Source organism: Breoghania sp. (assembly GCF_030066895.1).
In the GTDB taxonomy this organism is placed as follows: Bacteria; Pseudomonadota; Alphaproteobacteria; order Rhizobiales; family Stappiaceae; genus Breoghania.
Window position 1 is genome coordinate 23,002 of sequence record NZ_JASJAV010000004.1, and the last position, 26,119, is coordinate 49,120.

The 26,119-nt window shown below is 61.5% G+C and carries 28 protein-coding genes and 7 pseudogenes; 24 read left to right on the forward strand and 11 right to left on the reverse strand.

All coding sequences use genetic code 11. The features are described 5' to 3' along the window. Nucleotides 1-44: 44 nt before the first annotated feature. The 3 genes from QNJ43_RS07275 to QNJ43_RS07285 are packed head-to-tail and all read left to right on the forward strand — an operon-like array spanning nucleotide 45 to nucleotide 1,382. Nucleotides 45-659, forward strand: coding sequence for an amino acid ABC transporter permease (locus tag QNJ43_RS07275; protein ID WP_300468658.1), 615 nt, complete (start codon nucleotides 45-47; stop codon nucleotides 657-659). Further along, nucleotides 637-864, forward strand: a complete 228-nt coding sequence (locus QNJ43_RS07280; protein ID WP_300468660.1) for an ATP-binding cassette domain-containing protein — start codon at nucleotides 637-639, stop codon at nucleotides 862-864. The genes QNJ43_RS07275 and QNJ43_RS07280 overlap by 23 nt, the downstream gene beginning before the upstream one ends. A 17-nt stretch (nucleotides 865-881) precedes the next feature. Then, nucleotides 882-1,382, forward strand: coding sequence for an ATP-binding cassette domain-containing protein (locus QNJ43_RS07285; protein ID WP_300468662.1), 501 nt, complete (start codon nucleotides 882-884; stop codon nucleotides 1,380-1,382). A gap of 25 nt (nucleotides 1,383-1,407) precedes the next feature. Here QNJ43_RS07285 and QNJ43_RS07290 read toward each other — a convergent pair whose 3' ends face one another. The 3 genes from QNJ43_RS07290 to QNJ43_RS07300 form a co-directional block, all read right to left on the reverse strand. Then, nucleotides 1,408-2,043 carry a LysE family translocator gene (locus QNJ43_RS07290; RefSeq protein WP_300468664.1) on the reverse strand — a complete coding sequence of 212 codons (636 nt, stop codon included), beginning with the start codon at nucleotides 2,041-2,043 and terminating at the stop codon, nucleotides 1,408-1,410. A 236-nt stretch (nucleotides 2,044-2,279) separates the two neighbouring features. Further along, nucleotides 2,280-2,990, reverse strand: a complete 711-nt coding sequence (locus QNJ43_RS07295; RefSeq protein ID WP_300468666.1) for a DUF4386 domain-containing protein — start codon at nucleotides 2,988-2,990, stop codon at nucleotides 2,280-2,282. A 66-nt stretch (nucleotides 2,991-3,056) separates the two neighbouring features. Further along, nucleotides 3,057-3,971, reverse strand: coding sequence for a LysR family transcriptional regulator (locus QNJ43_RS07300; RefSeq protein WP_300468668.1), 915 nt, complete (start codon nucleotides 3,969-3,971; stop codon nucleotides 3,057-3,059). Nucleotides 3,972-4,065: 94 nt separating this feature from the next. On the opposite strand from QNJ43_RS07300, the gene QNJ43_RS07305 reads away from it, so the two are divergent. From QNJ43_RS07305 to QNJ43_RS07325, 5 genes are read left to right on the forward strand one after another with little or no spacing between them, the layout of a single operon-like run. Then, entirely contained in the window at nucleotides 4,066-4,218 is a 153-nt protein-coding gene (locus QNJ43_RS07305; RefSeq protein WP_300468670.1) for a hypothetical protein, read from the forward strand. Between the two features lie 60 nt (nucleotides 4,219-4,278). Further along, nucleotides 4,279-4,959 (forward strand): DMT family transporter, encoded by a 681-nt coding sequence (locus QNJ43_RS07310; protein ID WP_300468672.1) that lies wholly within the window; start codon nucleotides 4,279-4,281, stop codon nucleotides 4,957-4,959. Between the two features lie 31 nt (nucleotides 4,960-4,990). Further along, nucleotides 4,991-5,140, forward strand: a complete 150-nt coding sequence (locus QNJ43_RS07315; protein ID WP_300468674.1) for a hypothetical protein — start codon at nucleotides 4,991-4,993, stop codon at nucleotides 5,138-5,140. Between the two features lie 12 nt (nucleotides 5,141-5,152). Then, complete coding sequence (locus QNJ43_RS07320) at nucleotides 5,153-6,181, forward strand: acyl-CoA dehydrogenase family protein (protein WP_300469034.1); 1,029 nt, start codon at nucleotides 5,153-5,155, stop codon at nucleotides 6,179-6,181. A 25-nt stretch (nucleotides 6,182-6,206) separates the two neighbouring features. Further along, nucleotides 6,207-6,626: a thioesterase family protein gene (locus tag QNJ43_RS07325; RefSeq protein WP_300468676.1), complete on the forward strand. Its 420-nt coding sequence runs from the start codon at nucleotides 6,207-6,209 to the stop codon at nucleotides 6,624-6,626. Nucleotides 6,627-6,728: 102 nt separating this feature from the next. On the opposite strand, the gene QNJ43_RS07330 is transcribed toward QNJ43_RS07325, so the two are convergent. The 4 genes and pseudogenes from QNJ43_RS07330 to QNJ43_RS07345 all read right to left on the reverse strand — a co-directional run bounded on the left by QNJ43_RS07330 (nucleotide 6,729) and on the right by QNJ43_RS07345 (nucleotide 9,976). Continuing rightward, entirely contained in the window at nucleotides 6,729-7,634 is a 906-nt protein-coding gene (locus QNJ43_RS07330; protein WP_300468678.1) for an EamA family transporter, read from the reverse strand. Between the two features lie 131 nt (nucleotides 7,635-7,765). Continuing rightward, complete coding sequence (locus QNJ43_RS07335) at nucleotides 7,766-8,317, reverse strand: DsbA family protein (RefSeq protein ID WP_346432905.1); 552 nt, start codon at nucleotides 8,315-8,317, stop codon at nucleotides 7,766-7,768. Between the two features lie 21 nt (nucleotides 8,318-8,338). Further along, nucleotides 8,339-8,917: pseudogene (gene wrbA, locus QNJ43_RS07340) on the reverse strand (NAD(P)H:quinone oxidoreductase); the annotation flags it as partial. Between the two features lie 183 nt (nucleotides 8,918-9,100). Then, nucleotides 9,101-9,976, reverse strand: coding sequence for a LysR family transcriptional regulator (locus QNJ43_RS07345; RefSeq protein WP_300468680.1), 876 nt, complete (start codon nucleotides 9,974-9,976; stop codon nucleotides 9,101-9,103). A gap of 240 nt (nucleotides 9,977-10,216) precedes the next feature. Here QNJ43_RS07345 and QNJ43_RS07350 point away from each other — a divergent pair, with 240 nt between their 5' ends. Then, nucleotides 10,217-10,891: a TetR/AcrR family transcriptional regulator gene (locus QNJ43_RS07350; RefSeq protein ID WP_300468683.1), complete on the forward strand. Its 675-nt coding sequence runs from the start codon at nucleotides 10,217-10,219 to the stop codon at nucleotides 10,889-10,891. 19 nt (nucleotides 10,892-10,910) lie between these two features. Here the strand turns inward: QNJ43_RS07350 and QNJ43_RS07355 are convergent, their stop codons facing one another. Both QNJ43_RS07355 and QNJ43_RS07360 read right to left on the reverse strand, forming a co-directional pair. Then, nucleotides 10,911-12,707, reverse strand: coding sequence for a TRAP transporter fused permease subunit (locus tag QNJ43_RS07355; RefSeq protein ID WP_300468685.1), 1,797 nt, complete (start codon nucleotides 12,705-12,707; stop codon nucleotides 10,911-10,913). Between the two features lie 213 nt (nucleotides 12,708-12,920). Beyond that, entirely contained in the window at nucleotides 12,921-13,769 is an 849-nt protein-coding gene (locus tag QNJ43_RS07360) for a TAXI family TRAP transporter solute-binding subunit (protein ID WP_300468688.1), read from the reverse strand. Between the two features lie 134 nt (nucleotides 13,770-13,903). Here QNJ43_RS07360 and QNJ43_RS07365 point away from each other — a divergent pair, with 134 nt between their 5' ends. Next, nucleotides 13,904-14,074, forward strand: coding sequence for a hypothetical protein (locus tag QNJ43_RS07365; protein ID WP_300468690.1), 171 nt, complete (start codon nucleotides 13,904-13,906; stop codon nucleotides 14,072-14,074). A gap of 188 nt (nucleotides 14,075-14,262) precedes the next feature. On the opposite strand, the pseudogene QNJ43_RS07370 reads toward QNJ43_RS07365, so the two are convergent. Further along, nucleotides 14,263-15,327, reverse strand: a pseudogene (locus QNJ43_RS07370) (phosphotransferase family protein). Between the two features lie 32 nt (nucleotides 15,328-15,359). Next, entirely contained in the window at nucleotides 15,360-16,202 is an 843-nt protein-coding gene (locus QNJ43_RS07375; RefSeq protein ID WP_300468691.1) for an enoyl-CoA hydratase-related protein, read from the reverse strand. 133 nt (nucleotides 16,203-16,335) lie between these two features. Between QNJ43_RS07375 and QNJ43_RS07380 the strand changes: the two genes are divergently transcribed. From QNJ43_RS07380 to QNJ43_RS07440, 14 genes and pseudogenes are all read left to right on the forward strand, one after another. Further along, nucleotides 16,336-17,538, forward strand: coding sequence for a 3-hydroxyacyl-CoA dehydrogenase (locus QNJ43_RS07380; RefSeq protein ID WP_300468693.1), 1,203 nt, complete (start codon nucleotides 16,336-16,338; stop codon nucleotides 17,536-17,538). Then, a complete protein-coding gene (locus QNJ43_RS26875) occupies nucleotides 17,535-17,888 on the forward strand; it encodes an enoyl-CoA hydratase-related protein (protein ID WP_346432897.1) in 354 nt (117 codons plus the stop codon). The genes QNJ43_RS07380 and QNJ43_RS26875 overlap by 4 nt, the downstream gene beginning before the upstream one ends. 7 nt (nucleotides 17,889-17,895) lie before the next feature. Then, nucleotides 17,896-18,315, forward strand: coding sequence for an enoyl-CoA hydratase-related protein (locus QNJ43_RS26880; protein ID WP_346432906.1), 420 nt, complete (start codon nucleotides 17,896-17,898; stop codon nucleotides 18,313-18,315). A gap of 28 nt (nucleotides 18,316-18,343) precedes the next feature. Beyond that, nucleotides 18,344-19,541: pseudogene (locus QNJ43_RS07390) on the forward strand (acyl-CoA dehydrogenase family protein). Nucleotides 19,542-19,544: 3 nt separating this feature from the next. Then, nucleotides 19,545-20,012: pseudogene (locus QNJ43_RS07395) on the forward strand (SDR family NAD(P)-dependent oxidoreductase); the annotation flags it as partial. 104 nt (nucleotides 20,013-20,116) lie between these two features. Continuing rightward, entirely contained in the window at nucleotides 20,117-20,311 is a 195-nt protein-coding gene (locus QNJ43_RS07400) for an SDR family oxidoreductase (RefSeq protein WP_300468695.1), read from the forward strand. A 4-nt stretch (nucleotides 20,312-20,315) separates the two neighbouring features. Beyond that, nucleotides 20,316-21,086: pseudogene (locus QNJ43_RS07405) on the forward strand (SDR family NAD(P)-dependent oxidoreductase). A 47-nt stretch (nucleotides 21,087-21,133) separates the two neighbouring features. Further along, complete coding sequence (locus QNJ43_RS07410) at nucleotides 21,134-22,354, forward strand: acetyl-CoA C-acyltransferase (protein ID WP_300468697.1); 1,221 nt, start codon at nucleotides 21,134-21,136, stop codon at nucleotides 22,352-22,354. Between the two features lie 48 nt (nucleotides 22,355-22,402). Next, nucleotides 22,403-22,705: pseudogene (locus tag QNJ43_RS07415) on the forward strand (acyl-CoA dehydrogenase family protein); the annotation flags it as partial. Then, nucleotides 22,688-23,386 (forward strand): acyl-CoA dehydrogenase family protein, encoded by a 699-nt coding sequence (locus QNJ43_RS07420; RefSeq protein ID WP_300469038.1) that lies wholly within the window; start codon nucleotides 22,688-22,690, stop codon nucleotides 23,384-23,386. The pseudogene QNJ43_RS07415 and the gene QNJ43_RS07420, both read left to right, overlap by 18 nt. Nucleotides 23,387-23,465: 79 nt before the next feature. Beyond that, on the forward strand, nucleotides 23,466-23,591 hold the full coding sequence (locus QNJ43_RS07425; protein ID WP_300468699.1) for a hypothetical protein: 126 nt from the start codon (nucleotides 23,466-23,468) through the stop codon (nucleotides 23,589-23,591). Between the two features lie 3 nt (nucleotides 23,592-23,594). Then, complete coding sequence (locus QNJ43_RS07430; protein WP_300468701.1) at nucleotides 23,595-24,665, forward strand: acyl-CoA dehydrogenase family protein; 1,071 nt, start codon at nucleotides 23,595-23,597, stop codon at nucleotides 24,663-24,665. Nucleotides 24,666-24,707: 42 nt separating this feature from the next. Beyond that, nucleotides 24,708-25,184, forward strand: coding sequence for a MaoC family dehydratase (locus tag QNJ43_RS07435; RefSeq protein ID WP_300468703.1), 477 nt, complete (start codon nucleotides 24,708-24,710; stop codon nucleotides 25,182-25,184). Continuing rightward, nucleotides 25,184-26,119: pseudogene (locus tag QNJ43_RS07440) on the forward strand (nitronate monooxygenase family protein). The gene QNJ43_RS07435 and the pseudogene QNJ43_RS07440 overlap by 1 nt, the downstream one beginning before the upstream one ends.

The following is a 26,119-nucleotide window of genomic DNA, read 5'->3' on the forward strand; positions in this document are numbered from 1 at the left end:
AGCTCTTCACCTTCTAAAACATCTTGTTGTAGGTGGAGGCCGCGTTGACGACGCTTCTGCTGTCCGCCGTGGGCTGCATCATCGGCATGATCGTCGGCTTTGTCCTCGCGCTTGCGCGACAGAGTCGCCACCCGACCCTGATCCCGGCGCGCATCCTCTCCGATCTCTACGTGGAGATCGTGCGGCGGGTGCTCTTTCTGATCACGTTGATGCTCTTCTTCTTTGGTGCTCAGGTGCTGGGTTTCGATCTGGCGCCGTTGACGATCGCGCTGATTTCCACCTCGGTCATCTCCACCGCCTTCGTTTCGGAGATTATCCGCGGGGGACTGGAATCTCTCAAACCCGCCCAACTCGAAGCTGCGGCGGTGATGAACTTCACGCCGCTTCAGACCCTTCGCCTTGTCTCGATTCCGCAGGCGTTGCCGATCGTCATTCCGCCGATCTTTGGCTACTTCGTGCTGTTCATCAAGGACACCGCGCTAGCCTCGCAGGTCGGCGTTCTGGAACTGACCCAGGCCGGCAAGATCATGACGACGAAGGGCCATTCGGCGCTTCTGGTCTATGCCGTGGTGCTGGTGCTCTATTTCATCGTTTCCTATCCGCTTTCCCGTCTCGGGGGCTATCTGGAGAACCGCTTTGTCCTTTCTCGATATTCATGATCTTGGGGCGTGCTACAGCTCGCTTCGCGTCCTCGACGGTATCGACCTGTCGGTGGAAAAGGGCGAGGTCGTCAGCCTGATCGGCCCCTTCGGTTCCGGTAAGAACACGCTTCTCAAGGTGATCGCCGGCCTGATGAAGCCCGATCGGGGGCATGTCACGCTTTTGCGGGGGCGTCGGTCGATTACGGCAATCGGAAGTCGCTGAAGGTTGCCCGCGACCGATTGGCGATTGTCTTCCAGCAGTACAATCTCTTCGGCAACATGACGGTTCTGCGCAATGTCACTGTGGCGCCGACAACGATCAAGAAACGCGATCGCAAGGCGGTGGAGGAAAAGGCGAAGGAACTGCTCGACCGCGTCGGGCTCGGCGACAAGCTACACGTCTATCCCGATCAGTTGTCAGGCGGGCAGCAGCAACGCGTTGCGATTGCGCGCGCGCTTTGTCTGGAACCGGAGATCCTTCTGCTCGACGAAGTGACCTCCGCACTCGATCCCGAACGGGTCAGCGAGGTGCTCGATACCATCTGCCTGCTCGCGAATGACAACATCGCAATGCTGATCGTGTCGCACGAAATGAGCTTTGTGCGTGATGTCTCCCACCGCGTCGCCTTTATGGCCGATGGACGCGTTCAGGAGATCGGCGCGTCGGAACAGATCTTCGATCATCCGCAAAGCGATCGGGCCTGCGACTTCGTCGGCAGGATTTCCCGGGTGGGAATCTGAAAGGCGTTCTGAGCAGCGCTCGGGTTCATTGCCTTTCAAGCGCCAGACGCAGTCCGAGCGCGATCAGCACGCTTCTCAGGATCTGGTCGAGCCAACGGCCGATCCCGGGGTTCTTTCTCAGCCGGTCGGTCAGGTAACCGCCGGCGAGAATGAGAGGAGGCTCGATCAGTCCGGCGACGACGATGATCAGCAGACCGTGCAGGAAGAGCTGTGCCCATGACGGGCCGGCTCCGGGGACGACGAACTGCGGCAGGAACGCCAGAAAGAACACCGCGACCTTCGGATTGAGCAGGGCCACCCAGAAGCCTTGCCTGAAAACCTCGAGCGACGGTGCCTGAAGGGCGGTGCGATCGGCGTTCAACGTGCTGCCGGAGGATCTCAGCGCGGTGATGCCGAGCCAAAGCAGATAGGCGGCCCCGCCCCACTTCACGATCGAAAAGGCGAGCGCGGAGGTCGCAACGATTGCGGAAAAACCCGCAGCGGCGAACAGGACATGCCCGAAGGCGCCCGTCCAGATGCCTCCCATTGCGACGAACCCGGCGCGTTTGCCGCTTCGGACCGTGTGGCCGACGATGAACACCATGTCCGGTCCCGGAGCGAGGTTCAGAAGGATGGCGGCCGAAAGGAACGCTGCCCAGTGAACAAAGCTGTACTCGAACATGGCTTTTCTTTCTTCAGGTGTCGGCGTTTTAAGGCGGGAAACGACAAGCGGCGGGAAGGCGCAGAGGTTCTCGCACTTGACATTATACATATAAATCTGATAAGTATGCTGCCGATACCATCGTTGCGGGTTGTGACCTTTGCGCGCTTGGCTTCCGATGAGTGTTGTCGCCACAATAGACCGAGACTAGAGCGATCGCGGATCGCTTCGTTGTTTGGGCCTTTGCAGCGCAATAGTCAGGAGGGAGTGCGTTCAACCTGGTTCGCGAGTCGGGCGGAATTGCGGGCAAACAGCAGCCAAAGGCAGAAGGCGGTCTCTGCTATCAGCGACACAACGTAAAATGCGCCGAAGGTATTGAGCGCTTGCGGCGTGAAGAAGCGCAAGGCACTGCCGATCAGATAGACGCCTCCGGCCAATGCGATCGTGGTCCCCAGCAGTTTGGGGAAAAAGCCGGAACGCCGGATCAGGATGCCGGTCAGCATACAATTGACGGAAAAGAATGCGAGGCCAAGGTCGTAGCCGTGGGCGTGCATGTCTAGGAGAAAGGTCGCGAATGCGGCCGGATCTCCGATGACAGGCGAGGCGACATTCGCGCTTTGTGAAACTATGAGCCAGACGGCCTGCATGAAGAGAAGGCTGGCGCCAATAAGGGCGGTCTGCATGAGACGAAATACCATGGCCGCCAGCGCGAGCCCGGATCCGACCGGGCGAAACAGCGTGTAGAGCAGAACCGCAAGACCGATATCGGCTGCGACCATCACCATGTCGGCGGTAAGGGCTGCACGAAACCGGATCGGGGCATCGAGAATTGCGGCTCGGGTCGCCTGCGCATCCGCGAGATCGATCAGGGGGCCGCGCAAGCCGAGTTTTGCCCCGATATCGCAGCCGATGATGACGAGGTAAAGCAATCCGGCAAGGCGGGCGATTCCGAGCGTGAAGGTTTTCATGAAACTTCCGCAAGGTAAAGGTAAGTTCTAGCGGAAGCCGGATCTGGAAGGAACCGTCGATGCGGATCACTCTGCTGCAAATAGTGGAGCTGTCTGTCGGCGGATTGTCTTTTGCAACATCTGGCGGAACACGCTCGTGACCTCCGTTTCGGCCTTGTTGTCGCCCTCCAGTTTCAGGGCGCTGAAACCCAGCCTCCCTTGCAGGAAGCTAAGCCTGCTTTCATCGCAGATGACGTGATCGGGCGCGATCTGGCCTTTCGGCAGGATCGAAATTCCAAGACTGGCGCTGATCGCGGCGCGCACGTTGGCATAGCTGTGGCCGACATATGCAATGCGGCAGCTCAGCCCCAATTCCTGGAAATGCCGGAGCAACAGGTGCCGATAGACGCATCCTTCGTGGAACACGACAACCGGCAGGTCTGCCGGAATCTTTCTCCAGTCGAAGTTCTGCGAGGCGACCCAGTGCAGTTTTTCGACCATCAGAGCGGACGAATCCGGTGCGCGGTCGGCATCGTGAAGGGATTTGATCAGCGCCAGGTCCAGTTCGCCCTCTCGCAGCCGCTTTTTGAGGTTGGCCGACAGATCCGGGATCGTGGAGACATGGGCATCCGGGTGGATTGCCTCGGATCTCACGATCGTTTCGATCAGCCCCTCCAGATCGAAGTCGTCCATCACGCCGAGACGCACGGTGTCGGAGCATGTGCGGTCAGCGCGGGCACTGCACAAATCATCGAGCGGGGCGAGAATGCGGCGGGCATAGGGTTCGAATTCCTCCCCGGCGCGGGTCAGGCCGTGAAAACGGCCCCGCGAATGCAGAAAAAGCATCTCCCCAAGTATCTCTTCAAGCGTGCGGATCTGGTGGATGACGGCACTTTGCGTGCGTAAAAGGCGTTCAGCGGCAAGGCTGAAACTCTTCGCATCGCATATGGCGGTGAATACGCGGCAATGCTCGATAGAAAGTCGACGGTCGATCTCATTCATAATAAAAAATCCTCATTTAAATCCCGCAATAATTCATTTTACTCATATTGGCGTATTCGACAATCTTGCTGCACGTGCGAACGCGGGAGGCAAGATGACGCGTATCGGGATCATCCTCACGGGAACCGTATTCAGCCTGTTGTGGGCATCGGCCTTCGTCGTGGGCAAGATCGCGCTTCTCTACACCGACCCGATGAGCCTGCTTTGCGCGCGTTTTCTGGTTGCCGGCGTCCTGATAATTGCCTGAGTCGGGATCTGGAAGGGACCGGTAGTCCTTCGTTCGAGAGGGCTTGTCGCGAGCGGCATTGTGCTGGGGCTCCTGAACAATGTGCTCTATCTCGGCCTCTCGTTTCTCGGATTGCGGACGATTTCTCCGGAGGCAACGATCCTGATCGTTTCATTGGCTCCGTTCGTGACATCGGGAATTTCGATAATGCTCGGCGGTGCGAGCTCGATACGGCATTTCGCCGGAATGGCAGTCGGGTTCCTCAGCGTGTACGTCGTTCTGTCGCTTCGCCTCCATGGCGGGGAAGACATCTGGGGGATGGTTCTGGTTGCGCTGGCGATGGTTTCGTTTTCCGTCGGAATGCTGTGGTATCAGCGCACCTCGATGCATCACGACGCGATCGCCTTGAACGGGGGTCAGAATCTTTCAGCTGGCATCATGCTGGTCCCCTTCGCCGACCAACTCGGAGGCCTGGAAACAAGTCTCGGGTACCCGGTTTTCGCCGGCACCTTCCTGCATCTGGTCATCGGGGTGTCGGTCATCGATTTTCTTATCTGGCTCGCTTTGTTGCGGCGGATTGAAGCCGGGATCGCTGCCAGTTTTCATCTGCTGAACCCGGTATTCGGCATCGTTCTGTCCTGGCTTCTCATCGGCAGCGTGATCGAGGGGACGGATCTTCTCGGGGCTCTGCTCGTGCTGATTGGCCTGGGACTGGTCATGTCGGTCACAGCATCAAAGAAAACAACGAAATTGGGGAGTTGAAGCAACGGTCATATTAACTGGAGAATTGAACATGAAAGCTCTTTTCAAACAGCATCATCACGACCTTGTTGCAGAGCTCCGGGACGCAATGCAGAAAATTGTTCTGCCGCACCTGGATGAGATCGAAAGCACGGAAACGATCCTCGACGAGATCTACCGCTACATGGCCGAGGCGGGCTAGTACGGCATTTCGATCCCGCGCGAATATGGAGGCCGGGATCTGGGCCACCTTTCCCGCTTCCTCGCCATCGAGGAAGCATCGCGCGCCTGCGGTGCGATCGGCGGGGCGCTGCAATCCGCGATCCTCGGGACCGCGATGGTTCAATTCTACGGTTCGCAGATGCAGAAGCAGAGGTGGCTGCCGCATTTTGTGGACGGAAGCCGCGCCATCTCCATCTGTGTCACGGAGCCCGGCTCCGGCTCCCATGTGCTCGGAATGCAGACGACGGCCCGGCAGGAGGGGGACGAGTATGTGCTCAACGGTACCAAGTGCTGGATCGACAACTCCCATATCGCGAATGTGCATGGCGTTATCGCTCGGACCGGCGAAGGCTCCTCCGGCCTCAGCGCATTTCTCATCGAAGCCGATCGGGACGGCGTGCGCCCGGGGAAGGCGAACGACAATACGGGGTTGCGGGGGTTCAATATCAGCGAGGTGATTTTCGAGGAGTGCCGTATCTCGGCCTCCAATCTGATCGGGGAAATCGGGATGGGGCTGGAGATCGTTCACCAGTCGATCACCAATTACGGTAAGCCGAACCTTACGGCGGTGGCTCTGGGCGTCCATCAGGCCATTTTCGATGCCACGCTGAAATATGCAAGCCAGCGCAGCATGTACGGTAAGCCTCTCACGGAGCTGGAATCCGCGCGGCTGAAGATCGGCGACATCTATTCCCGCCTGAAGCTCGCGCAGCAATCGGCCTACTGGGCGATGTACCTTCTCGATCATCAGAACCAGGCCGACGAGGAGATCATCCTGGCGAAACTCACCGGGGTGGAAAATGCGTTCACGTCCGCCAAGGCCGCGATGGATCTCTACGCGGCGCGCGGCACATCACGGGAGATGCGCGTTGAGCGCTTCTTGCGCGATCTCCTGATGGTCTTCCCGCCGGCAGGCACATCCGATGTTCACCGGAAACGTCTGTCGGAAATCGCCATGGGGAGATACGTGCCCAGCGTGCGCGCAGAACGCCAGGTCGAAATGGAACGCGGGGTTACCTGATATGTGTGATGTTCTGGGAGTCGGTATGCAACACGAACTCAAGTTCGATGTGCTGCGCGAGAAGACGATGCCTTTTCTCTATCCGGAATCTCCGGAATCTCCGGAATTTCAGGAAATACCGGAAATCTTCGCCACGTGCTACATGATCGGCTTGATGGAATGGTGCTGCATCCAGGCGCTTGAACCGGCCATCGAGGGCGGCGAAGGCAATCTCGGCGTCTTTGTGCAATCGACCCATTCGGCCGCGACGCCTCCCGGCTGTGTCGTCAAGGTTCAGGCGACGATTTCGGTCATCGAAGGACGGAAGATCACCTGGGATGTGGTGGCGTGGGAGGATCTCGATGAAATCGGCAGAGGTCAGATTTCACTCGCCGTGGTCGCGTGGGATCGCTTCAACGCGAAGCTTCAGGAGAAGCAGCAGAAAGTCCTGTTGATGCACGCTTGACGACGCCTTCCGGTTGGCCTTGGGCGTTATCTTCGCCCAGGGCTTTCGTGTTTTGATCAGGGATCAGGCGGAGGGGGATGGAGTGCTCCTTGAGGGGGCGTCCTATGCCGTCATCGGCTTCAGCTCCCTTTGTCCGTGGCAACGTGGCGGGGTTTGGCCCTTGCTGCGGGCAGCGGCCTGTCCGAGCCAGACCGATCCCAGCACCACGATTGAACCCACGATCTGGACGGGCGTCAGCGTCTGGTTCAGCCAGAGCCAGCCGAGCGCGACCGCGGTCAGCGGGCTCATCATGCCGAGCATGGAAATGGCGGGCGGCTCGATGCGGGCAACGCCGCGAAACCACAGCCAGTAGGTTGCCGCGGCCCCGATCAGCCCGAGCCAGGTGAGACCGGCGACATTCGCCATGCTGAGGGACGGCGAGGCCGGTTCCAGAATGAGGGCCACGGGCACGAGCAGGATCCCGCCCGCCGTCAGTTGCCAGGCGGTGAAGGTGAGGGCGGAGACCGGCGGTTGCCATTTACGCGACAGCACCGTTCCTGCCGCCATGGAGGCTGCACCGCCGAGCCCGGCGGCAATGTCGATCGGGTCAAGCGCGGCATCGGGGCCGAGAACGAGCATCGCCACGCCGCTAACACCCGCAATCGCCGCGATCATTGAGGTGAGGTGGATCGCAGAACCCAGAAGGGCACGCGACAGGCCCAGGACGATCAGGGCCTGCGTCGCGCTGAGTGTTGCGGTAACGCCACCGGGCAGCCGGTAGGCGGAGATAAACAGAAGCGACCAGAACAGTGCGAAATTGAGCGCACCGAGAATGAAGGTGCGGCCGAGCCATTCAACGGGTGGCAGATTGCGCGTCACCAGTAGCAGGAGCAGTCCGGCGGGGAGCACTCGCAGCACGGCGAGGGTGATCGGATAACCGACTGGAAGGGCTTCGGTGGTGACCAGATAGGTGCTGCCCCAGATTGCGGGGGCGAGCACGGTCAGGAGAGTGTTTCTCGCGCGGGTCATGTTATCGGGTTCCTGAAATGGGCGTGGGCGCGCGCTGTGCCGAGGCTCAGGCCACAGCGGCGAGGTGAATGGCGGCGCGAATCTGCGCGCGAAGATCATCGATCGGGCCGTTCACCAGTCGGGTGCCGGTCTCATGGACGATGAGCGGGGGGGATGGTGCAGATCTGAAAGGCGCGGGCGCGGTGCCGGTCGGCTTCAACGGCCCGTTCGGTTTCCGGATCGCCCATTGCGGCGGCAAGAGCGGAGGGACCGAGCCCGATTTCACCGCCGATGCGAAGCAGAATGCCGGGATCGGCGACATTGAGGGCGAGCGACAGGTGTGCGCGCTGGATCCGGTCAAACATGGTCCAGTGCGCATCCTGTCCCCCCAACCTTTCGGCCGCCTTGCAGGCAAGCGCTGCGGTGTGGCCGTGCGGATAGTCGAAGGACGCCTCGCGCATCGCGTCGATATCGATCATCTCCGGCCTGTCGCTTAAAGCGCGGCAGCCGAGCCAATGGTCGAGGATCGTCTTGCGCGTTTCTTCGGGCGCGCCCCAACGCTCCCGCATTTCCGCCGGGCTTGCCTGCAGAACGAAGGTTCTGTGGCGGATGTCGAGATCGAATTCGTCGGCAATCCGCCGCATTCGGGACGAGATGTTGAAACACCAGCAGCAGACGACATCGTGAAAGAAGTCGATGGTCAGGGCCGGGGGAGAATGCGACGATCACCAGGCAATCTCCGCGATGGGTCGGGCTGCCGATAGCGCGGAGGCCAGACGGGCGACGTGGGCGCCCAGGAAGTGTGCCCCGGCGTGGTCGGTTTCCGTCGGGCTCAGAGATCCGTCGGCCCCGGCGATCGTGTCCGCACCGTACGGAGCCCCGCCGATAACGCCTTCGCGCTGTGTTTGACCGGTGAAAGTGTAAGGCATGCCCGTCACCACCATGCCGAAATGCAGAAGCGGGATATGCGAGGATAGCATCGTCGCCTCATGGCCGCCGTGCTGCGATCCGGTGGAGGCAAAGACCGCCCCCACTTTGCCGACGAGCGCGTTCTTCGCCCAGAGTCCGCCGGCCATGTCGAGGAACTGTTTCATCTGGCTCGCCATCATGCCGAACCGGGTCGGCGTGCCGAAAATGATTGCGTCGTAATCCGCCATGTCGGCGGGGGTGGCCTGCGGTGTGTCTTCTTCGGTGAAACCGGCCGATTTGCGCACCTCGGCGGGCACGGTTTCGGGAATGCGGCGGATGTCGACATGGGCGCCGGGCATGGACCGCGCGCCGTCTGCGACGGAGGCGGCAAGCGCGCGGACATGGCCTTAGCTGGAATGGTAGAAAACGAGAACGCGAGTCATCTTTATCCTCACGGGGCGTCGTTGGTGATGCCGGGAGGATGCTTGTTGCCGCGCGGGATTAATCCGTTGCGGGACAACTCATTCTTTACGTGAGTTGAAGAATGGGCTTTACGTGGGTTGAAAATAGGCACCGCGCTAGCCATTCCCCATGAGGGCGGCGCGCAGGTGGTCGAGGAAGGCGGTCGTTTTCGTATCGAGCCCCAGGCGCATCGGGGCGATCGCATAGACATGTCGCATCGGCAGCTCGTAATCGGGCAGAACCCGGACGAGTTGTCCGCCAGCTTCCGGCGCATCGGAAATGAAATCGGGAAGGGGCCCGATGCCGAAGCCCGCGATCAGAAGATCCCGCAGAACCGGACTGGACCCGACCCGCAGGTGCGGTGTCGGCGTGAGGACATGACCGCCATCGGGTCCGGAAAGGGCCCAGTACGTGGTATCGTCGGCTAGCGTGAAGACGGCGATCTCATGCTTGTTCAAGGCGTTTGGTGTCTTCGGCGTGCCTGCGCGTGCGAGATAATCCGGGCTTGCGAACAGGCACTGGTGAACGGGGGCGAGGCGCCGGGTGACGAGTGCTGAATCGGGAAGGTCCGGCCGGACACGGATGGAGAGGCCAAAGCCTCCCTCGACCATGTCGACGATGCGATCGTCGAAGGAGAGCGTGACCTCGAGATCTGGATGACGGGCGAGGAAGGCGGGCAGGAGCGGGGTGAGCACGATCTGGCCGAAGGAACTCGGGGCGTTGATCTTGAGGTGACCGCGCACCTCGCCCGATTGTCGGCGGATACGATCCTCCACCTGTCCGACCGCATCGAGGATCGCCTGCACCTGATCGTAATACTGGCGGCCGTAATCGGTCAGCGACATGGTGCGCGTGGTACGGGTCAGAAGGCTGCAGCCGAGGCTTTCCTCCAGAAGCTTGATGTCCCGGCTGAGGAATGCCGGAGATACGCCGAGATCCTCCGCCGCCCGCGCGAAACTGCCGCGTTCCACGATGCGACAGAAAGCGTTCATCACCGATAGCTTGTCCAAATCGTCTCTTCCCCGTCATTTTGGCAAGCCGGTATTCTTTCCCTCACCGGACGGTAATATTGCAGATTGTACGGTGGAGCAGAATGCTTGCCTTGGAGAGAACCGGCAGGCTGTTCGAACCGGACGCCGCCCAAGCCTTTCGCGACCGCGATAGCCACATTGCCAGTCTTACGGCGACAGTCTATTCAACCCCGAACGATCGGAAGCTTTTGGAGCATGGACGTGGCAGGCATCGACAAGTCCGACGGCGAGGTCGGTGAGGAAAGCATGGCGCTGAGCCAGGCCGATATTCGGGTCGTTCAGAACGAAGAGCTGAAACAGACGCGGCGCGAGCAGATCTGCGATGCGGCGCTGGAGTTGTTCCTCGAGAAGGGCTTCGCCTCGACCACGATCCGCGATATCTGCGCCCGCTCTGGCGTGAACCAGGCGAGCATCTACGATTACATCGCGAACAAGAACGACATTCTGCGCCGTCTGTTGAACCAGCTCTGGTTTCGCGACGACGTGCAGACGCTGTCCTCGCTTTTGGCGCAGACCGACCGGCGGTTGGGAGATGTTCTGGCCGAGTATTTCCGTGAGACGTGGGAAAAGAAGGGCAAGGGCGCGCTACTTGTCTACCGCTCGGTCCCGCACATGCAGAAAGACGACCGCAAGGCCATGCGGGAGCGCGAGAGCAAGCTGATCGAGGATGCCTCGGAAGAGCTGCGCAAGCGGTTCGGGCGGGAAGAGGGCGACACGCGGCTTGAGACCTTGTCGAACCTTCTCGTCTATCTCGCGACCTTTGCCCCGATGAGAAGCTGGTTGCAGCAGGATCTGCCCCGCGAGGAAATGATCAAGACGGCCGCCGATGCGGCCGCCGCGATGATCCGTCAGGCGGTTGGTGCGTCCGAGGACTGAGGCTTTCTCCCGGTGACGCTCAGGCCGCCGCGGTGGCCTTGCGCTTGTCCAGCCATATCAGGGCAACCAGAAGTGCGGAGACCGCGTCGCCGATCAATGTTGTCCAGAGACCGGGAAAGCTGGAGGCGAAGTCTGCGGCGACAATGGGAAGCCGCCAAAGGTTGCGAATCCGGCCGACGCCGATCAGATAGCGTTCTAGCCCCGCCGATATCAGCACGATGCCGATTAGGATCAACGGCAGGATATGGATCAGGGGCCAGAGGTCTCTCTGCAGGGCCAGCGATGGTTGGAACAGGAAGAACAGCGACACGAAATAGATCACCACGCCGAGCCGCATGGCTGTCCATGAGGTCAGCATCGGACGGGCGCCTGCGATGGTCGCCGCCAGAAACGCGGCAGCTCCGACCGGCAGGGTGATCGCCGACAGCATCGCGTAATAGACGATGAAGAAATGAACGGCGACTTCGTTCAGTTCGCCCAACTTGACGATTGCGGGGGCGAGCGTCACCGTCAGAAAGATGTAGGCGATGATCGCGAGCCCGGCGAGGCCCATGATGAAACAGGCCAGAACGCCGAGAGCGATGACGAGGAAGAGATTGTTGCCGCCGAGCGCAACGAGCCCGGATGTCAGCGATCCTGTCACCCCGGTGATCGTCAGGCCGCTGACGACATAGGCGATGGGCAGGATGATGGCCGCCGTCTGCGTGACGAGAACGCCGATCTGACGCGCCATGCGGAACAGCCTGTCCGGGGTCGGTCGCGTTTCCCGGTTGAAGGTGGCCAGCGCCAGCAGCAGGACGGAGGCATACCACGGCGCATAATATTCCCAGCGCATGATCAGGAGGCCCCAGGTCAGGAAACCTGGCACGAAGAGAAACGGCCATCCGCGCTTGACGATGGCGCGGACGGGTTCACCGTGACCTTCCTGACCCTTCAGGCCGTTGTGCGCGTCATAGGCGTCGACCTGGAGGAGAAGATCGAAATAGAACAGAAGCGAGGGCAGGATGGCGGCGAGCAGCACGGTCGAATAGGAGACGTCGATCATCACCGCCACGACGAAGGCGATGGCGCCCATGATAGGCGGCATGACGACACCGCCCATGGAGGCGCAGGCCTCGATTGCCGCCGCATAGTGGGCGGGATAGCCGACCCGCTTTATGGTGCGGATAGTGATCGTGCCGGTGCCCGCGATATTGGAGAAGACGGAGCCCGACAGGGAGCCGAAGAAGGCCGAAGTTGCGACCGACACCTTTGCCGATCCCCCGCGATAGCGGCCGAACCTGGCATTGGCTAGATCGATGAAGAATTCTCCGGCTCCTGCTGCGATGAGCACTCCGGCGAAGACGAGAAGGCTGAGGACGATTTCCGCCACGATCTTGGTCGTGATGCCCATCATGCCCTCCGGTCGGAAGACGTGGGACTCGATCATGGAGGGAAAGTCGTAGGGGATGCCCATCAGAAGGCCGGGCATCCGGTCGGCGACCAGCGGAAATGTTCCGAACACCAGAACCACGAGAAAGAAGGGCAGGCCACGGGTGCGCCGTGCGACCTCCATCATGAGAAGCCACATCGTGACCCGGGCCGTCAGGTTCGACCAGCTGTAGAGCGCGATATTCCAGGTGTTGAGCGAGATCCAGACGGAGACGGAAAGCGCGATCAGCGCGGCGGCGATATCGTAGACAGGGATCCTCGCCGCACCTCTGTGGGCGGGGATGGCAATGAACGCGGCCACGGTAAAGAGGCCGATGAACAACCAGTAATAGCGGCCCTCCAGCATGACCGTGCCGCCGATCTGGATGCCGAAGATATAGATCACGCCCAGCGCGAGGCCCGTCGTGCAGGTGAGGGTGAAGAGGATGCTCCGCAGCGAGTAGGTCGCCCCGAGCCGCGTGATCTCGGACGGGGGCAGGTGCGCGTCCTAGCCCCTGGAGCAGATCTTGCCTGCTCCGGCGGCTGCGGCAGTCTCAAACTGAGCCATGACCGATGTTCCTGATTTCGCGTTGACGTCCCATGGACGGAGGCACTCGGATCACAAGCGTGACCGGAAACCTTCTAGCCCTTCGGTGTGCGTCTTCAGGATTTCGGCGAAGGTTTCGTCGTCGGGAGAGGGGCGGATGCCCTGCTCGCGTGCATCCTCAAGCGCGGCGTTGCGCACCTTCACCCATGCATCCATCTGGGCGATCGCCGCCTCGTTGCGCGCGTCGTCCTCCTCGCTCCAAAGCCCGGCCTCGCGCAGATAGCGAACCGTGCCCTCATGGACGGGAAGCGGGGTGCGATCGAGATAGGCGCGGAAAATCTCGCCGGACATGCGTGTCGCTAGGGGGTGCGTCGCCTTGTAGTCGTCGTAGGATTCAGCGAGCCATTTCGCCATGTGATAGGCGAAATCAGCATCGGCTGCGGCTGGCACGACATAGATGAAATTCGAGGTGGATCCGTCGATCCCGTGTGCGCTTTGAACGCCCATGGCAATCTTGGTGAGGATCAGCATGGGACGCGCCTTCAGATATCCGTTCCATCCCTCCTTGTCGTCGATCGACATGGGCAGCCATTTGATGCCGCCGGGGGCTGCTTCCATTTCCGACAGGAGCGAGCTGACCGGTGAACACAGGGCCACGTCAGCTTTGCCGTCGGTAACGAATCGACAATTCTCGGCATAGCTCGAGGCCGGAACGAAGGTGAACTTCTCCATCGCTTCCTGCGGTGTTAGGCCGGTCAGCGCGGGCAGGCCCATTTGAACCGATGTGACAAGGGTGGGAGAAAACAGGCTCGTCGCCACACGGTATCCACCCTTGGCGAGGTCCTTGAGACTGGTCAGATCGGGGTTGCCTGAGGCCACATATCCCCACGGCGTATCGTTGTGATGCCAGAGGATCCGCATCGGCCGGGCCGGGACTTGCCGAATAGGCGCCGATCCCTTCAATCTGGCTGCGGATTTCCGAGGTGGAGGCGATGTGGATCGTTTTCTTAGTCGTGAGGCGCTGATAGCGCGCCATTTAGTTGCCTTCCGGCACGATGCGCACCGTCACGCCCGTTTCCGCCTGCATGACGGGTGCCCAGTCATTTGTGGATGCGAAGCTGCCGGTGGTGGTTGCCCGGTGTTCCGATCACCAGAAGGCGCGGCCATTTGTATGCGTCCTGCGCCGCAACGGGCGCGGCATGGAGGCCGAATGCGGCAAGGCTTAACGCAAGAATGCGGGTGGTAAATATCGACTTCCTCCCTAGGGTCGATTGACGTCATCTCGCTCGTCGCGCGGTTCCCGCTTCTGTGGCCGAAATCTGCATCGCGGGTCGCAATACCCGCAGCCTCTTTGCGAGGCGTAATCTTTCAAGTTGCCTGACAAGTGACAGGATCAAAGCAAGCCGGTCGACTGTCAATCTATCTCGCTGTTTGTCGCGATCTCGCGTCCAAGGGCTGCAACGGCCATCGCGCGCCGGGCGTCGCGTACCGGATCGGCGCGGTTGCTGGAGATATTCCCCAGAACGGCTCGAGCTGCGACCCCATGCACGATGGCGGCATAGCGAAAACACGAGAAGGCCAGGAAAAGCGGCCAGTCGTCGAGATGCTCTCGTCCGCTCGCAATCCGGTAGTGGTCGAGCAATTCGTTCTCGGTGGGTAGCCCGCATGCGACCAGATCCGGCAATTCGGGCAATTGGCGGGGCAGGTGGTAGGGCAGCATCAGGTAGGCGAGATCGGACAGGAGATGCCCGATGGTGGACAACTCCCAGTCGAGCACCGCGACCGGGAGCGGTTCTTGCGGGTGCAGGATCACGTTGCCCAGCCGATAATCGCCGTGGACGATGCTTGCCTCGTCTGGCACGGCCCCGTGTTCTTCAAGCCAGTCGCGAAGCTAGTCCATGTCCGAATGGTCGAGCTCTGTCGGAAGGGTGCTTTTTGCGGCCGAGTATTTCCCTGACCAGCGGCGCACCTGGCGCGCCATGAATCCTTCCGGTCGGCCGTAATCGCCAAGGCTCTGCCTGCGCCAGTCGACCCGGTGAAGCGCGGCGAGCGTATCGACAAGCGCGAAGGCTAGCGGGCGACACTGGTCGCGGGCAATAGGGCCCATCCCCGGATCGGATACGACTCGGCCTTCGACGTGTTCCATCACGAAGAATTACACGCCGATGACGGCCGGGTCGTCGCCATAGGCGATCATCTTCGGGACTCGGACTGGTGTGTCCGCAAGTGCGGCCATGATCCGGTATTCGCGATTGACGGCATGGGCCTTGGGGAGAAGCTCTCCCGGCGGTTTCTTGCGCAGGACGTACCGCGCCCCGCTTGCCGTCTCGATCAGAAAGGTCGGGTTCGACATGCCGCCTTCGAACTGAAGCACATGAAGCGCACCGGGGTCCTCGCCGGGTTCGCGGGCGAGCCAGTAACGGACCGCTTGATCGTCAAAATGGTGAATGGTGCGTGGGGAAAGGAGCGTGGAAGGCACGGGGCTTGGCGTTCCTGAAGCTTGGGCTGCGATCAAAGGTCGGGGAAGGCGGGCGTGCGCTGCTCGACGAGGCTCTCGACGCCCTCGCGAAAATCGGGGGTCGCGAAGCTCGCATGCATTTCGGTGTCCGCGACTGCGAGTGCCTTAGCGAAGTCTTGCGAGCGCGTGGCCTGGATCTGGCGTTTCATGACGGCCATAGAACGCGGCGAGGATATCACCGCGAGATGCGCGGCGGTCTCACGGACGGTTTCCATCAAGCTGGTACCGGGCAGGGCCGCATTGACCAGCTCGAGGGCGGCGGCTTCCGTTCCTCGGAATTTGCGGGCGCTCAGCAGAAGGTCGAGAGCGGCCTGTTCCCCGATGAGACGGGGGAGCACCCAGGCGCTGCCGTGTTCCGCGATCAGGCCACGGGCGGCAAAGGCCGTGGTGAAGACGGCATCCTCGGCCGCATAGCGGAAATCGCAGTAGAGCGTGAAGACGAGGTCGATCCACACGCAAGGCCCGTTGATGGTCGCTATGACCGGCTTGGGGCAATCGTAGAGATAGCCGAAGTGGTCGGGATAGATCCCTGCGAGATCCGGTCCGGGTGCGTCCTCGAAAGCGATGTCGTCAGGGTGGAGGGTCTCTTCGCCACGGCTCTTGCCGCGTTCGACGGTGATTTCGAGGTTCTTCACCTCCGCGCCTGCACAGAAACCCCGCCCGGTGCCGGTTATCGCGATACAGCGGATATCTGGATCCTGTCCCGCGATGCCGACGGCGTGTCGAACCTCGTCGGCCATGCGTGGCGTCCAAGCGTTCAACCTGTCCGGACGATTGAGCGTGATCGTGGCGATCCGGTCCGCGTTTTCCACGCGGATTTCCTGATAGTCGGTCATCGGTTCCCTCTCTCACGGCCCGTTTCAACGCAGCAAAACGGACTGAACTTGACAAACATCAGGACTATTAGGTAGACGCGCCTGGGAGGTTCTCGGTATCGACGCGAATTCACCGCGTCGCCCGGTCGAGACCGTGGGGATCATCGGTGCGGGTACCATGGGCGGTGGCATCGCGATTAATTTCGCCACCGTCGGGATCCCGGTGAAGATCCTCGACACGACGCGCGAAGCGCTGGATCGCGAGCTCGGGGTCATTCACGGAAACTACCAGCGAAGCGCGGACAAGGGCCGGTTCACTCAAGATGAGTTGGAAGCCCGGATGGGGCGGATCGAGGGCGTTCTCGACATGGCCGCCTTCGCCGATTGCGATCTGATCATCGAGGCGATTTTCGAGGATATCGATCTCAAGAAGAAGATCTTCACGGATCTGGACAAAACGGCAAAGCCCGGCGCGATCCTGGCGACAAACACTTCGGCGCTCGATATCGATGAAATCGCGGCCGTCACCTCCCGTCCTCAGGACGTGATCGGGCTGCATTTCTTCTCGCCCGCCAATGTCATTAAGCTGCTGGAGATTGTGCGCGCCGAGCACACTGCCGATGACGTGGTGGCAACGAGCATGGATCTGGCGCGCACCATCGGCAAGGTGGCCGTGTTGGTCGGTGTTTGCTGGGGATTTGTCGGCAACCGCATGTTGCGTGCGCGTCGCCAGCAGGCCGACCGGTTGATGTTTTCCGGCGTTCTGCCCTGGGATATCGACAAGGTGATCAACGATTTCGGTTTCCGGATGGGGCCGTTCCAGATGGCGGATTTCGCCGGGCTCGATATTGGTTGGGCGCCGGGGGCAAAGACCGACTATCCGGTTCGCGACGCACTGTGCGAAATGGGACGGCGAGGCCAGAAGACCGGGGCCGGCTGGTACGATTACGAGGGACGTCAGGGCGTGCCCTCGGATGTAACGGCCGGGATCATTCGCGAGATCACGGGCGCGGAGTCGCGTTCCATGCTGCCGGAGAAGATCGTGATCGCGTGTCTCTATCCGATGATCAACGAGGTTGTGAAGATCCTTGAGGAAAACAAGGCGCAGCGACCTTCCGATATCGATGTCATCTGGCTCAACGGCTACGGCTGGCCTGCGGATACGGGCGGGCCGATCTACTGGGCGGACAGGATCGGTGCGGCTGAAGTCCTCGACAAAATCGAAGCTCTTGCGATGGCGGATCCCGGGCTTGAACCGGCAGATCGTCTGCGCCGACTGGTGGAAACGGGCGGATCGTTCCTGGACCTTGATTTCGGTGGCCTGAAGACGGCGCGTGCACGAGGGCGGGCGGCATGACGGAGACCGAATTCTGCAAGGTGGAACAGCAGGATCGCGTGCTTCTCGTCACCATGAAGCGGCCGGATGTGATGAACGTGGTTCACGCGCCCATGCACCATGAGATGTCGCGGATCTGGGATGACTTTGCCGCAGATTCCGATCTATGGGTGGCGGTTCTTACCGGGGCGGGGGAGCGGGTGTTTTCCGCAGGCAACGACCTGAAATACACCGCGCAGGGCGGCAAGATGAAGCCGCCCACGACGGGTTTTGCGGGTATGATCTCTCGGTTCGATCTGGAAAAGCCGGTCATCGCGGCGGTCAACGGCGTGGCGATGGGGGGGCGGGTTCGAAACCGCGCTTGCCTGTGACATCATTCTGGCCGATGCGAAGGCGACCTTCGCGCTGCCCGAGCCCAAGGTCGGCTTCTTTGCCGCTACCGGGGGCGTTCAGCTGCTGACCCGCCAGATCGGTCGCAAGCCTGCGGTCGAGATGCTCCTGACCGGGCGGCGCGTCTCGGCGAAGGAAGGCCAGCGCCTCGGTTTCGTCAACGAGGTCACAGATCCCGGGACCGTGTTGGAGCGTGCGCTCGACGAGGCCCGTGAAATCGCATCTGTCTCGCCCTCATCGATCCGCGCTGCGTTGCGGGTCTTGCGTCATATGGACGACATGGAGAATCTGCGCACCAACCTTCTCTACAGTCGGCAGGTGTTGATGGATCTTCGCGAAACAGAGGATTTCAGCGCGGGCGTCAACGCCTTCGTGGAGAAACGCGCACCGGAATGGAAAAACCGGTAGGGAGCGAAGCTCAGGGAGGAGCGACCACATGAATCCGGCAGAAATGCCCCCGGAACTGAACGATCTCGCCATGTCGGAAGCGTCCCATCCACTTCTGGAAAAGGTGATCACCCATGTTCGCGACCATTGCGATCCGGCCTACGAGGAATTCGAGCGGTTGGGCAGGGGGAGATAGGAGCGCTTTTCCTATGCGCCGGGGCAATTGGAAATTCTGGCGGATCTGAAGGCGCGCGCGAAAAGCGAGGGCCTGTGGAACTTCTTCCTGCCGAATGCGGGGACGGGCGAGGGGCTGTCGAACCTCGATTACGCCTATATCGCGTTTGAACTCGGCAAGAACCCCATCGCGCCGGAAACCCTGAACTGCTCGGCTCCCGATACGGGCAACATGGAGGTTCTGGAGCGCGTCGGGACGCCCGCTCAGAAAGAACGCTGGTTGAAGCCTCTGCTCGAAGGCGAAATACGGTCTGCCTTTGCCATGACGGAGCCGGACGTCGCGTCTTCGGATGCGCGCAACATCCAGACCTCGGCCGTTCTTGAAAACGGCGAATGGGTCGTCAACGGCGAGAAGTATTACATCTCCGGAGCGGGCGATCCGCGCTGCAAGATCATGATCGTCATGGTTCGCACGTCCTCGGATGCCGAGGCCTTCCGCCAGCAGAGCCAGATCCTTGTTCCGACCAATACGCCGGGGGTCGAGATCGTCGGGTCGATGCATGTCTTCGGTCAGGATCACGTGCCGCACGGGCATATGCATATCCGGTTCAACAATGTCCGCGTGCCGGAGGAAAACATCCTCTGGGGGGAAGGCCGCGGCTTCGAAATCAGCCAGCTCCGGTTGGGGCCAGGGCGGATCCACCATTGCATGCGGTCCATCGGGGCGGCCGAAAAGGCGCTCGACATGCTGATCGCCCGTGGGCTGGACCGCGAAGACTTCGGCCGCAAGAAGGAGGCGCGTGTCTGGGTCTCGATGATCAAGGCGATGGTGCCGGAAAAGGCCTGCAAGATCATCGACGATGCGATGCAGGTGCACGGCGCGACTGGCCTGAGCCAATGGACCGATCTGCCCGATGTACATGAAGCAGCGCACGATCCGCTTGGCTGATGGACCTGATGAGGTGCATCACGCCGTCGTCGCGCGGGCGGAGAGGAAGGCGTTCGAAGCCTCCAACGCACGTCGAAAGGCTGCCGCGCACCGCGGTCAGAGCCATGTTTTCGAGGGGCCCTGATCCATGCGGGACCTGTTCGATCTGACCGGGCGCGTCGCTGTTCTGACCGGCGCGTCCAAGGGCATGGGCAAGGTGATGGTGCACGCGCTCGCGGCACGTGGTGCGACGGTCGTCATCTCCTCGTGCAAGCAGGATCGACTCGATGCGGCGGCGGAAATCAATTCCGAAATCGGGGCCGATCGCGTTCATGCGGTCGCGGCCAATGCCGGGCGAAAGGGGGATCTCGAAGCTCTGATCGCTCAAGCTCGCGAGCTGGCCGGGCCTATCGACATCGCGATCGGCAATGCGGGGGTCAATCCGCATTACGGTCCGATCTCGGAAATCCCGGACGATGCGTTCGAGAAGATCATGACGACGAACGTTCAGGCGAACCTCTGGTTCACGCGTCTCGTCGTGCCGGACATGATCGAGAAAGGACGCGGGGCGCTGGTCTTCACGTCGTCGATCGGTGCGTTCAAACCGGGCGCTCGGAGCGTACGGTACTTCGAAGCTGACGCTTCTGGGACTGGTGCGCAATCTCGCACTGTAATACGGGCCCATCGGGCATTCGGGCCAATGCGATCTGTCCCGGGGTCGTGCGAACCGATTTCGCCCGGGTCCTGTGGGATACGCCGGAAGCGGAGGAACGCGCGAAAAGCCAGATACCGTTGCGCCATCTGGGCGAGCCGGAGGATTTCGCCGGGGTCGTGACCTTTCTGGCCTCCGATGCGAGCCGCTACATGACCGGACAAGCCCTCACCATTTGCGGTGGCACGGCGATGTGGAGTTGAGCGCATGAAGGTGGAGGGAAGCATCGTCGTCGTGACGGGAGGGGCAGGCGGTATCGGCCGCGCTCTCGCCCATGCAGCGGCGAAGGCGCGTCATGTCGTTGTCGCCGATATCGATGAGGTCGGCGCGCAACGCACGGCAAACGAGATCGGCGGCACGGTGCGCGCCGTCGATGTCAGCCGCGAAGAGGACATCGCCGCTCTGATCGGCGAGACGGGGTATGCAGTCGGTCCGATCGGGCTCTTCTGCGGGAATGCCGGGATCTTCGTCCCCGGCGGGGTCGACGTGCCGGATGCGGACTGGGAGAGGATCTGGAAGATCAACGTGATGGCCCATATCTGGACCGCTCGACATCTCTTTCCGCGCATGGCGGCGCGCGGCGGCGGCCATGTGCTGATCACGGCATCGGCCGCCGGGCTCCTGAGCCAGGTGGGCTCGGCGCCCTATGCGGTGACGAAACACGGGGCGGTGGCGGCTGCCGAATGACTGGCGCTCACCCACGGCGACGACGGGATCGGCGTCAGCGTGCTCTGCCCGCAGGCGGTGCGCACGGACATGATCGCGGGCAAGGAAGATGGCGTCGCCAACGTCAACGGATTGATGGAACCGGAGGTTGTTGCCGCTGCCGGGATCGACGCTGTCGAGGAGGGGCGTTTCCTCGTGCTGCCGCACGCCGAGGTATGCGATTACATGCGCCGCCGGGCGGATGACATGGATCGCTGGATTGGAGGAATGCGCCGGTTGAACCGGACCTACAACGCAAACGCGGACAACTGAAGAACACAAAACGTCCGAGCAGTTTCTTTCAAGGAGGAAAGACGAAATTGTGCGATGCAGTAATCGTATCGACGGCGCGAACGCCGATCGGCAAGGCTTATCGTGGTGTGTTCAACATTACCCAGGCACAGGCGCTGATCGGTCATGCCGTCAGCCATGCAGTTCAGCGCGCCGGGGTGGACGGGGCTGAGATCGAGGATTGCGTGATCGGCTGCGCGATCCAGCAGGGCTCGACCGGCGGCAATATCGGGCGGCAGGCCGCCATTCGAGCAGGCCTGCCCACGACCGTCTCCGGCATGTCTCTCGACCGGCAATGCGCAAGCGGGCTGATGGCGATCGCGACGGCGGCGAAACAGGTGGTGCATGACGGCATGCAGATCGCGGTCGGCGACGGCGTGGAGTCTATCTCTCTCGTCCAGAACCAGAATTACCGGACCGATCATCGCGCCGATCCCTGGATCACCGAGCATCGACCGGACCTCTACATGTCCATGCTGGAAACCGCCGAGATCGTCGCGGAGCGCTATGGCGTCAGCCGTGAGGAGCAGGACGAATATGTGCTGCGCTCGCAGCAGCGCACGGCGGCAGCACAGGAGGTAGGTCGCTTCGATGCCGAGATCGTTCCGCTGATCACGACCAAGGCTGTCACCGACAAGGAGACCAAGGAGCTCTCCTATCACGAGGTCACGCTCACAAAGAACGAGGGCAATCGCCCGCAGACGACGCTCGCCGATCTCTCGGGGTTGAAGTTGGTCTTCAAGGACGGTCTTACTGTCGGCGAGGGCAAGTTCATTACCGCCGGCAATGCCTCGCAGCTGTCGGACGGCGCATCTGCCTGCGTGGTCATGGAGGCGGCGGAAGCGGAATGGCGTGGATTACAGCCGCTCGGGCGCTATGTCGGCATGGCTGTGGCCGGGCTCGATCCGGACGAGATGGGCATCGGCCCCGTCTACGCGGTTCCGAAACTGCTGAAGACCAACGGTCTGACAATCGACGATATCGGGCTTTGGGAGCTGAACGAGGCCTTTGCCTGTCAGGTGCTCTACAGCGCCAAGACGCTCGGCATTCCGGATGAGCGGCTCAATGTGAGCGGCTGGGCGATTTCCATCGGGCACCCCTATGGCATGTCGGGCGCGCGGATGGTCGGCCATGCGCTGATCGAGGGCAAACGGCAGGGCGTGAAGCACGTGGTCTTGATCATGTGCGTGGGCGGCGGCATGGGCGTGGGCGGCGGCATGGGCGTGGCCGGGCTGTTCGAGGTTCTTTAGCCGTAATGGGCGGAACGTCGTTTCTTACAGAATAACAAGGGGTTCCAGATGGATCTTTCTTATTCGTCCGAAGAGGAAGCCTTCCGCACCGAGGTGCGCGATTTTCTCGCCCGGGAATTGCCCGAGCACATCTCTTCCGCCGTGCGCTCGGGTTGCGAGCTTTCGCACGAGATTTACCAGGAATGGCACGAAATTCTGGGCCGCAGGGGCTGGTTTGGAACCACATGACCGAAAGAATACGGCGGTTCCGGCTGGACTCCGGTCGAGCGCTATATTTTTGATGTGGAATGCAACCGCCACTACGCGCCGCGCATCGTTGCCTTCGGTCCACACATGCTGGGGCCGGTCCTGCTGAAATTCGGCTCCGATCAGCAGAAGAACGAAATCCTGCCGAGGATCCTGTCCGGCGAGGACTGGTGGGCGCAGGGGTATTCCGAACCGGGGGCGGGGTTCGATCTTGCCAGCCTGAAAACACGGGCCGAGCGCGATGGGGATCACTACGTCATCAACGGTCAGAAGACCTGGACGACGCTCGGCCAGCACGCCAACAAGATCTTCTGTCTGGTACGCACGAAGCAGGACGGCAAGCCTCAGGAAGGCATCAGCTTCCTGCTGATGAATATCGATCTGCCGGGCATCGAGGTCCGCCCGATCCGGTTGATCGATGGTGGTCACGAGGTCAACGAAGTGTTCTTTTCCGATGTGCGGGTTCCGGTCGCAAACCTTGTCGGGGAGGAGAACAAGGGCTGGACCGTCGCCAAGTATCTGCTGACCCACGAACGCACCAACATTGCCGGCGTCGGGATTTCGATGCAGGCCCTGGAAGAGGTTAAGGCGTTGACGCGCAGCGTGCGCCGTCGCGGGTGTCCGTTGATCGAGGATCCGCTTTTTGCGGTGCGGATCGCGCGGGTGGAGACGGATCTGGAGGCGATGAAGATCACCAATTTTCGCATGCTCTACACCGCGCAGAAGCAGGGTCAGCCCGGGCCCGAAACCTCGATCCTCAAGATCAAGGGAACGATCATCAATTAGGAGCTGCGCGATCTCGCGCGCCGCGCACTCGGGCCGGTCGCGGCACCGTTCCCCGGTCATATCACCGACGGGCCATCTGGTGATGGGGCCGAAGGACAGTGAGCACAATGTTGCCGTCTATTTCAACAACCGCAAGACCGCGATCTTAGGCGGATCGAACGAGATCCAACGCAACATTCTCACCAAGACGATGCTGGAGCTTTAGATCATGAATTTCGATCTGACCGAAGACCGGCAGATGCTTGCCGATACCATGCGCCGCTACCTGGCGGACAAGTGCGCGATCGAGCGACGGAACGCGATCGCCTATGCGGAGCCGTTTCACAGTGTGGAGATGTGGGCGGAAATGGCGGAGATCGGGATCCCCGGCGCTCTGGTGGGAGAGGAGAATGGCGGCTTTGGCGGAACCGGTTTCGATATTGCCATCGTCTTCGAGGAACTGGGTCGTGCGCTCTGCCCTGAGCTGTTTCTGGGGACGCTTCTGGCCAGTCGTTTGCTGACGTCTGCGGGGATGGATCAGCAGGATCTTGTCGACGGATCCGTTCGCTACGCCGTGGCGGTTTCCGAGATCGATGAACCTTACGACCAGGCTTTCATGAGCATATCGGCGACGCCGTCCGGTGATGGCTATGTGCTGGAGGGACGCAAGACGGCTGTCTATGGCGGACATATCGTGCACGCGCTGCTGGTGGTCGCCCTGCTTGATGGTCGCCCGGCGGTGTTCCGCGTCTATCCGAAGGACGTCGCACTGACGGGCTACGGCATGATCGATAGTGGAGGGGCGGCCGAGGTCGTGCTCGATGGCACGCCGGCGACCTTGCTGATCCGCGAGGCCGAGGACGCCGTTGCCGACATGTATGCGACCGGTCGTTTGGCGCTTTGCGCGGAAGCGGTCGGGACGATGGACGTCGCCAATGCGCTGCTGCTCGATTACCTGCGCACGCGCAAGCAATTCGGTGTCGTGATCGGCAAGTTCCAGGTGCTGCAGCACCGCGCGGTCGACCTTCTGGCGGAGATCGAGCAGGCCCGCTCGATAACGATTAACCTTGCGGACAGTCTTGGTACGTCGGACGCTGCCTATCGCTCGGCCATGGCCAAGAGCCTGATCGGACGGGCAGCCAGGCTCGTGGCGGAAGAGACCGTCCAGATGCATGGCGGCATCGCGATGACCTGGGAATACGCGGCTTCGCACTATGCCAAGCGGCTCGCCATGATCGACCATCAGCTCGGCGATACCGATCAGTGCGAGGGCGAGATCGTCCGAAGCTATGCCGCGTGACCGTTCACGCCGTCTTGTCTTGGGGGAAACGGAGGATGAGGGGTGGAGATCGGGGAGATCACGCTTGATGATCTGGAGGCGCGGCTTGGGGATGAAGTCGGCGTTTCCGACTGGGTGAGCATCGATCAGGAGGTGATCGACGCCTTTGCCGATCTGACGGGAGATCGGCAATTCATCCATGTGGGCCCGCGCCGGGCGGCTCTTGAGGGGTCGTTCGGCGGAACGGTGGCGCACGGGTTCCTGACGTTGTCGCTCCTACCGCGTCTGTCGCAATCGGCCTTGCCGAGATTGTCGGGCGTTCGTTCCAGCGTGAATTACGGCTTCGATCGCGTCCGGTTCCTCGCTCCCGTGCCTGCCGGCGGTCGAATCCGTGGCCGTTTCCGTCTCAAGACGCTAGAACGAAGGGGGCCCGCGTCCGTTCTGATAGTCTGGGAGACAAGGATCGATCTGGACGGCAGCGACAAGCCCGCCCTTGCCGCCGACTGGCTGGGCCTGCGTCACATGGAGGAGAACGTTTGATGCGCCGTAATGCCCGACTGTCCGAAATCCTCAAAGGATTGTGCCTGCCGATGGTGGCCGCGCCGATTTTCATCGTGTCCGGCCCGGATCTGGTGATTGCGCAATGCAAGGCAGGGATCGTCGGCAGTTTCCCCGCGCTCAATGCGCGGGAGGGTGAGGGCGAAGCGCCGATGCTCGACATGTGGTTGCAGCGCATTACCGAGGAACTGGATCGGCACAATCAGGCAAATCCGGACCGCCCGGCGGCTCCCTTCGCTGTCAATCAGATCGTTCATCGCTCCAATACGTGGTTGGAGAGGGATGTGGAGATCTGTGCCCGTTGGAAGGTGCCGATCTGGATCACGTCGCTGGGCGCGCGGCCGGAGGTCAACGCTGTTGCGCACGAGGCGGGCGGTGTGGTGCTGCACGACATCATCAACAATACCTTCGCGCACAAGGCGATCGACAAGGGCGCCGACGGGTTGATCGCGGTGGCTGCTGGAGCCGGAGGGCATGCGGGGCCGCAATCGCCGTTTGCGCTCATCACCGAAATCCGGAGCTGGTTCGACGGGCCGCTGCTTCTGTCCGGCAGTATCGCGACCGGGCAGGCTTTGCTTGCCGCGTAAGTGCTCGGGGCAGATCTCGGCTATGTCGGTTCCGCCTTCATCGCGACCGATGAAGCGAATGCACCTGCCGATTACAAGCAGATGATCGGGGATTGCGGGGCCGAAGACATCGTCACCTCGTCGCTCTTCACGGGCATTTCCGGCAACTATCTCAAGCCGTCCATCACGAATGCGGGGCTCGATCCGGACGCTCTGCGCGCAGGTGGGGCGGCGGCGATGAGTTTCAGCAAAGGTAGTTCCAAGCCGAAGGCGTGGAGCCAGATCTGGGGCGCCGGGCAGGGTATCGGGGCTGTTCGTAACACCGTTCCTGCCGGCGAACTGGTGCAGTGA

What these genes read in the sequence shown, in the direction of transcription:
- QNJ43_RS07290 (WP_300468664.1), bottom strand. Translation starts at nt 2,043, where the DNA reads ATGTTCGAGTACAGCTTTGTTCACTGGGCAGCGTTCCTTTCGGCCGCC.
- QNJ43_RS07295 (WP_300468666.1), bottom strand. Translation starts at nt 2,990, where the DNA reads ATGAAAACCTTCACGCTCGGAATCGCCCGCCTTGCCGGATTGCTTTAC.
- QNJ43_RS07300 (WP_300468668.1), bottom strand. Translation starts at nt 3,971, where the DNA reads ATGAATGAGATCGACCGTCGACTTTCTATCGAGCATTGCCGCGTATTC.
- QNJ43_RS07305 (WP_300468670.1), top strand. Translation starts at nt 4,066, where the DNA reads ATGACGCGTATCGGGATCATCCTCACGGGAACCGTATTCAGCCTGTTG.
- QNJ43_RS07315 (WP_300468674.1), top strand. Translation starts at nt 4,991, where the DNA reads ATGAAAGCTCTTTTCAAACAGCATCATCACGACCTTGTTGCAGAGCTC.
- QNJ43_RS07325 (WP_300468676.1), top strand. Translation starts at nt 6,207, where the DNA reads ATGCAACACGAACTCAAGTTCGATGTGCTGCGCGAGAAGACGATGCCT.
- QNJ43_RS07330 (WP_300468678.1), bottom strand. Translation starts at nt 7,634, where the DNA reads ATGACCCGCGCGAGAAACACTCTCCTGACCGTGCTCGCCCCCGCAATC.
- QNJ43_RS07345 (WP_300468680.1), bottom strand. Translation starts at nt 9,976, where the DNA reads ATGAACGCTTTCTGTCGCATCGTGGAACGCGGCAGTTTCGCGCGGGCG.
- QNJ43_RS07360 (WP_300468688.1), bottom strand. Translation starts at nt 13,769, where the DNA reads ATGCGGATCCTCTGGCATCACAACGATACGCCGTGGGGATATGTGGCC.
- QNJ43_RS07365 (WP_300468690.1), top strand. Translation starts at nt 13,904, where the DNA reads ATGCGCACCGTCACGCCCGTTTCCGCCTGCATGACGGGTGCCCAGTCA.
- QNJ43_RS07375 (WP_300468691.1), bottom strand. Translation starts at nt 16,202, where the DNA reads ATGACCGACTATCAGGAAATCCGCGTGGAAAACGCGGACCGGATCGCC.
- QNJ43_RS26875 (WP_346432897.1), top strand. Translation starts at nt 17,535, where the DNA reads ATGACGGAGACCGAATTCTGCAAGGTGGAACAGCAGGATCGCGTGCTT.
- QNJ43_RS07420 (WP_300469038.1), top strand. Translation starts at nt 22,688, where the DNA reads ATGCTGGGGCCGGTCCTGCTGAAATTCGGCTCCGATCAGCAGAAGAAC.
- QNJ43_RS07430 (WP_300468701.1), top strand. Translation starts at nt 23,595, where the DNA reads ATGAATTTCGATCTGACCGAAGACCGGCAGATGCTTGCCGATACCATG.